The organism is Armatimonas sp. (genome assembly GCF_043760365.1).
Classification (GTDB): Bacteria; Armatimonadota; Armatimonadia; order Armatimonadales; family Armatimonadaceae; genus Armatimonas.
Window position 1 is genome coordinate 1 of the sequence record NZ_JAYUPA010000428.1, and the last position, 4,861, is coordinate 4,861.

General features: G+C 58.2%; 6 protein-coding genes. 1 reads left to right on the forward strand and 5 read right to left on the reverse strand.

Annotated elements, in window-relative coordinates; translation table 11 throughout:
• The 3 genes from hpf to ACH2EH_RS10090 form a co-directional block, all read right to left on the reverse strand.
• The coding region (gene hpf, locus ACH2EH_RS10080; RefSeq protein WP_395141291.1) for a ribosome hibernation-promoting factor, HPF/YfiA family at positions 1-278 on the reverse strand (278 nt) is incomplete at its 3' end.
• Between the two features lie 41 nt (positions 279-319).
• Positions 320-811, reverse strand: a complete 492-nt coding sequence (gene ispF / locus ACH2EH_RS10085; protein ID WP_395141294.1) for a 2-C-methyl-D-erythritol 2,4-cyclodiphosphate synthase — start codon at positions 809-811, stop codon at positions 320-322.
• A gap of 95 nt (positions 812-906) precedes the next feature.
• Entirely contained in the window at positions 907-1,944 is a 1,038-nt protein-coding gene (locus tag ACH2EH_RS10090) for an aldo/keto reductase (RefSeq protein ID WP_395141296.1), read from the reverse strand.
• 131 nt (positions 1,945-2,075) lie between these two features.
• On the opposite strand from ACH2EH_RS10090, the gene ACH2EH_RS10095 reads away from it, so the two are divergent.
• Entirely contained in the window at positions 2,076-2,369 is a 294-nt protein-coding gene (locus ACH2EH_RS10095) for a hypothetical protein (RefSeq protein WP_395141298.1), read from the forward strand.
• Positions 2,370-2,374: 5 nt separating this feature from the next.
• Here the strand turns inward: ACH2EH_RS10095 and ACH2EH_RS10100 are convergent, their stop codons facing one another.
• Both ACH2EH_RS10100 and murJ read right to left on the reverse strand, forming a co-directional pair.
• Entirely contained in the window at positions 2,375-3,091 is a 717-nt protein-coding gene (locus tag ACH2EH_RS10100) for a helix-hairpin-helix domain-containing protein (protein ID WP_395141300.1), read from the reverse strand.
• A 69-nt stretch (positions 3,092-3,160) separates the two neighbouring features.
• On the reverse strand, positions 3,161-4,861 hold a 1,701-nt coding region (gene murJ / locus ACH2EH_RS10105), incomplete at its 5' end, for a murein biosynthesis integral membrane protein MurJ (RefSeq protein WP_395141302.1).

Genomic DNA, 4,861 nt, shown 5'->3' on the forward strand with positions numbered 1-4,861 from the left:
TTGTGCCGCTCCTTGTACTTGGACATTCGGCGCTCCAGCTTGTCCACCACATGATCTATCGCGACATACATATCCTCGGCGCGATCTTCGCCTCGCAGCAAGATGCCATCGCCTTCGAGCTGAACCTCTACCCGGTGTACTTTTCCTTGAATACTCTGTGTGACCGTGGCAGCCTGGAGAGTCGCAAAGTGCTTGGAAAGCTTGTTGACTCGTTTGTCTGCGTAGTCTCGCAGGGCATCAGTAATCACGACTCCTTTGCCGCGTACCTGAACTTGCATAGTAATAAACCTCCGCCCCTAATCTTCGGCAGCAACGAGGCTTATTCCTCCCGGTAAATTAGCGCGACGGCATGAGCACAGATTCCCTCACCCCGCCCGACAAAGCCCAGCCCCTCGTTGGTGGTGGCCTTGATTCCAATGGCATCGGGAGAGATTGCAAGCGCGTTGGCGAGCACGATTTTCATCTCGTCGGTGCGCGGGCCGATCTTGGGAAACTCCGCGAGCACCGTCATGTCTACGTTGCCTATACGCCAGCCGCGAGTCGTGAGTAGAGAGCAGACTTCTGAGACAAACTCAATGCTGGGGCGATCTTTGTGCTGAGCATCCGATGGCGGGAAATATTTTCCGATGTCCCCAAGCCCGGCAGCGCCCAGAAGCGCATCGCAGAGGGCGTGGAGCAGCACATCGGCATCCGAGTGACCGAGCAGCCCAACCGGGGAGTTAGGGAAGAGGACACCGCCCAGCCAGAGAGGGCGGCCCTCGGCAAAAGCATGAACATCGTAGCCGTGGCCGACGCGGAACAGAGTAGGCATAGCAGCGACCAGTATAACACGCGAAACGGGGATGCAGTGCGCGGCCCACGAAAAACCGGGGGAGGGCAGTCTCCCCCGGTTTTTCGTTTTTTATGCTACTTGAGCGCGGCCTCGATAGCCGCGATTTCATCGTCGGCGAACCTGGTTTTTTCTGCCGCTTTAACGTTTTCCAGAATCTGCTCCGGGCGGCTTGCTCCGATCAAGGCCGAGGTCATCCGGGAGTCGCGCAGTACCCACGAGAGTGACATCTGTGCCAGGCTCTGGCCACGATCCCCCGCAATGGTGTTGAGCTTGTTCAGCTTCTCGACCATCTCGGGAGTGACTGCGGACTCTTTCAAAAAGCCCGAGGGCTGCTTAGCGCGGGAGTCCTCGGGGATGGTGCCTCCGAGGTATTTATTTGTTAGTAAACCCTGTGCCAGCGGGCAGAAGGCGATCATGCCGATCCCGTGCTCGCCGCAGGCGTTGGTGAGGCCGTTCTCGATCCAGCGGTTGATCAGCGAGTAGCTTGGCTGGTGCAGGATGGGCTGGACAAAGCCATTGGCCTGACAGATAGCGCGGGCGAGGCGAGTTTGTTCGGCGGAGTAGTTGGAGATCGCAGCGTAGAGCGCCTTGCCGGAGCGCACAGCGGAGTCCAGCGCGCCCATTGTTTCCTCAAGTGGCGTGTTTGGATCGGGGCGGTGGGAGTAGAAGATATCCACATAGTCGAGCTGGAGGCGCTTCAGGCTGGCATCTAGGCTTGCCAGGAGGTACTTGCGACTTCCCCACTCCCCGTACGGCCCCGGCCACATCCGGTAGCCCGCCTTAGTGGAAATAATCAGCTCGTCGCGATAGCCCGCGAAGTCCTCTTTCAGAATGCGCCCAACACGGCTCTCCGCTGCCCCAGGAGAGGGGCCGTAGTTATTGGCGAGATCAAAGTGCGTGATGCCATTGTCGAAGCTGGTAAAGAGCATCTGGCGTGCATTTTCGTGCAGAGATGCCTCGTCGGTGTGGCGGCCCGCATCGGTTCCTGGATCACCAAAGTTGTGCCAGCAGCCGATCGAGATGGCGGGCAGATGCAGCCCCGAGCGTCCGCAGCGGCGGAACCAGCCCGGTGTGTTTTCATAGCGTGTTGAGGAGGGAGTGTAGTCAGACATAGCATCCATTATTTCTACAGAACGGAAGAGCTTCCCTGCCAAAAAGGAAATTCATGCTATAATTAGCCGATATGAGTCAAGCCGAGGACAATACTAGTAACTCACCCGCGGAACCACCAAAGATGGTGGCCGTGAAACGACGGACCCGTCGCCGTAGTGCCGTCACCCCCGTCAAACGCAAAGTGCTGGTGGTTCTGGTCACGACCTTTGTGGTGCTGCTATTTTTGATTCTCATTCCAGGAGCGAGCAGCACGGTTCGGAAATTCCTGCATACACTTTTTCGTGGGGTTCACATTTCTCCGGAGCTGGGTGCCCTGATGATTGCAGGCACCGTTCTGCTTTTTCTGATCCCCGGCGTCGACGAGAAAATTCTCACGGTTCTGGGTTTTCGAAAGAAGAGCCGTAGCCGCAACAGTCACCGCTAGAGCACTTACAGTGAGAGAAACGGCTGCATTTTCGCGAACTTTTTCTCCCCGATCCCCCGGACTTCTTTGAGCTCCTCTAGTTCCTTAAAGCCTCCGCTCTCTTTTCGGTAGTCTAAGATACTCTGTGCGGTGCTGGGGCCAACTCCGGGGAGTTTTTGGAGATCCTCTCGTGTCGCCGAACTCAGTTTTATCTTGCCGTCGCCTGGGTTGTGTAACTTGGACGACGCACCCTCTGGCCGAGCGGTAGACGATACAATCGGCACTTTTCCGAGCACCCGCGCCCCACTTGGGCGGAGAGCTGTGCTTGGTTCCGCGGCAGAGGTCGTGCTGGGGAGGGGAACATGGATCTGGTCGGCATCTTGGAGGTAGGCCGCTAGGTTTAGGGCATCTTGTTGGGCACCACTCTTGAAGCCGCCTGCTTTCTGGATGGCGTGGTAGAGCCGCTGGCCGGGTGGCAGACTGTAGACGCCCGGGCGCAGTACCGCACCACTGACGTAGACAACCACATTACTCGATGGGGCCTTGGGAGTTAGTTTCGGGCTGGCTGGTGGTGTGTGTGGCACAGAGGCCACTGGAGGTGTCGGGGGAAAGACCGTGGGCTGAAGCGGGGCGGAACGGGAGCGGTAGAGAGTACTTCCCGTGCCAAAGAGGGCTAGGACACCGACTGCCACCGCGAGCCCTGTGCGCTCGCGGTGGGTAAGAGAAGTAAGTGGGTTTTGCATTGTTTCAAGAGTTCCTTTCGTCACCCTTAGAACGGTTGAGAATCCCCGAATCTTATAAACTCTGCAAAATTAATTTTGGGGCTTTGGTGCAGCGGGATCTAGCGCCGTCTTGCGACGAAACATATCGCGGACACTCTTGAGTTCGTCAACCCGTAGGAGAAGGCAGGCGAGCACATAGATGGCGAGAGCTGCCCCGCTCGCCAGAATCGTGACGAGCACGCCGTGGAGGCGTGCCGCTTTATGTGTGGCCTCCACGGGCAGTTGCCAGAAAAAGTGCAAAAAGAGGAGCGCGATCCCGCTGGCCGCCAGTGCCGCCACCATGATCTTCAGGGAGGCCTTGAGCAAGCTGCGCAGATTCAAACCCCCGGCGTCTTTCTGGAGCGTCCGGAAGAAGATCAGCATATTGAGTGTCCCGGCAATCGAGAGCGCCAGCGCCAGCCCGTAGTTCTCCAGCCCGGCGACTCGGGGCAAAAATGCGCAGAGGGCAGTGAAGAAAAACACCATACAGGTCGTGATCTTCACGGGGGTTTTGCTGTCTTGCATGGCGTAGAAGCCACGCGCCAGAACGGCTTGCGCACTCCAGGCAAATGTCCCCAGAGAGTAGAGCCGCAGCGCCATCGCCGATGCCAGAAGATTGGCAGTGGTGAAAACTCCCGCTGAGTCTTGTGTGAACTTATCTTTAAAGTAGATCGCCGTGATAATGGGCTCCGCTAGTGCGGCCATCAAGAGCGAGGCGGGTAGTGTCAAGAAGAGTATGCGGCGGATGCCAAAGTGAATCTCCTTGCGGAACTCTTTCCAGTTTTTATCGGCGGCGAGCGCGGAGATGGTCGGGAAGATCACAATCGCCGATGCCTGTGCAAAGATCCCAATCGGGGCCTGCGTTAGGTTATAGGCATTGCGTAGCGCGGAGAGTGTCCCTTCCCCAGACGCAAACGAGCCTGTGATCCAGAAACCGAGCTGCGAGAGCGAGAGCCCGAGCAGTGCGGGAAGCATGAGCTTACCCACTTTACGAACGCCCGGATGGCCGACATCAAAGCCCAGCCAGAACCTGCCCCCCGTGTGCTTGATCTCCCAGATCGGTAGCAAGAAGTTCCCCGCGACCGCCCCAACCAGAGCGCCCCAGCACATGGCGGTGATACTGCGCTGGTTCTCCGCCACAAAAAGCTGGCTGAGCCCTCCGATAATAATCATCCCATTGTAGGCAATCGGCCCCAGCGAGGGAATCAGAAAACGGTGACGGGCATTGAGGGTTCCCATCATCAGGCCCCCCACAAAGAAACACCACTGTGCCGGTAGTAAGATCCGCGAGAGCTGCGCGACTTGCTCCCAGGCTTGGCGCTGCTCCACCGGCGCGTTCTCCGGATGCAGCAAGACCCGCCAGCCGTCCCAGAAGCTCACCACGACATGCTGTTGGAGCCCGAGCCCCGGGTTCATGAAGCGTGCCAGCGGCGCTGCGGCAAGCTCCATCACAATCACGAGCCCCAGCGCAACGCACGCGACGACGCTCATGACGCTCCCGAAGATTTTCCAGGCATCGCGCTCCTTGCCTGCGTTCCAGTACTCGGTGAAGACCGGCACAAAGACCGTGGCGAGCGCCCCACCTGCAACGAGGTACTGGAGAATATCGGGGATACGAAACGCGGCGGTGTAGATATCGGTGGTGACGTTTTGGCCAAAGACCTGGTTGATCACCATATCCCGCACGACGCCTAGCACCCGCGAGAGGAGGACAAAGGCCATTACAAGCAGGGTATTCTTGCCCGCCGAACG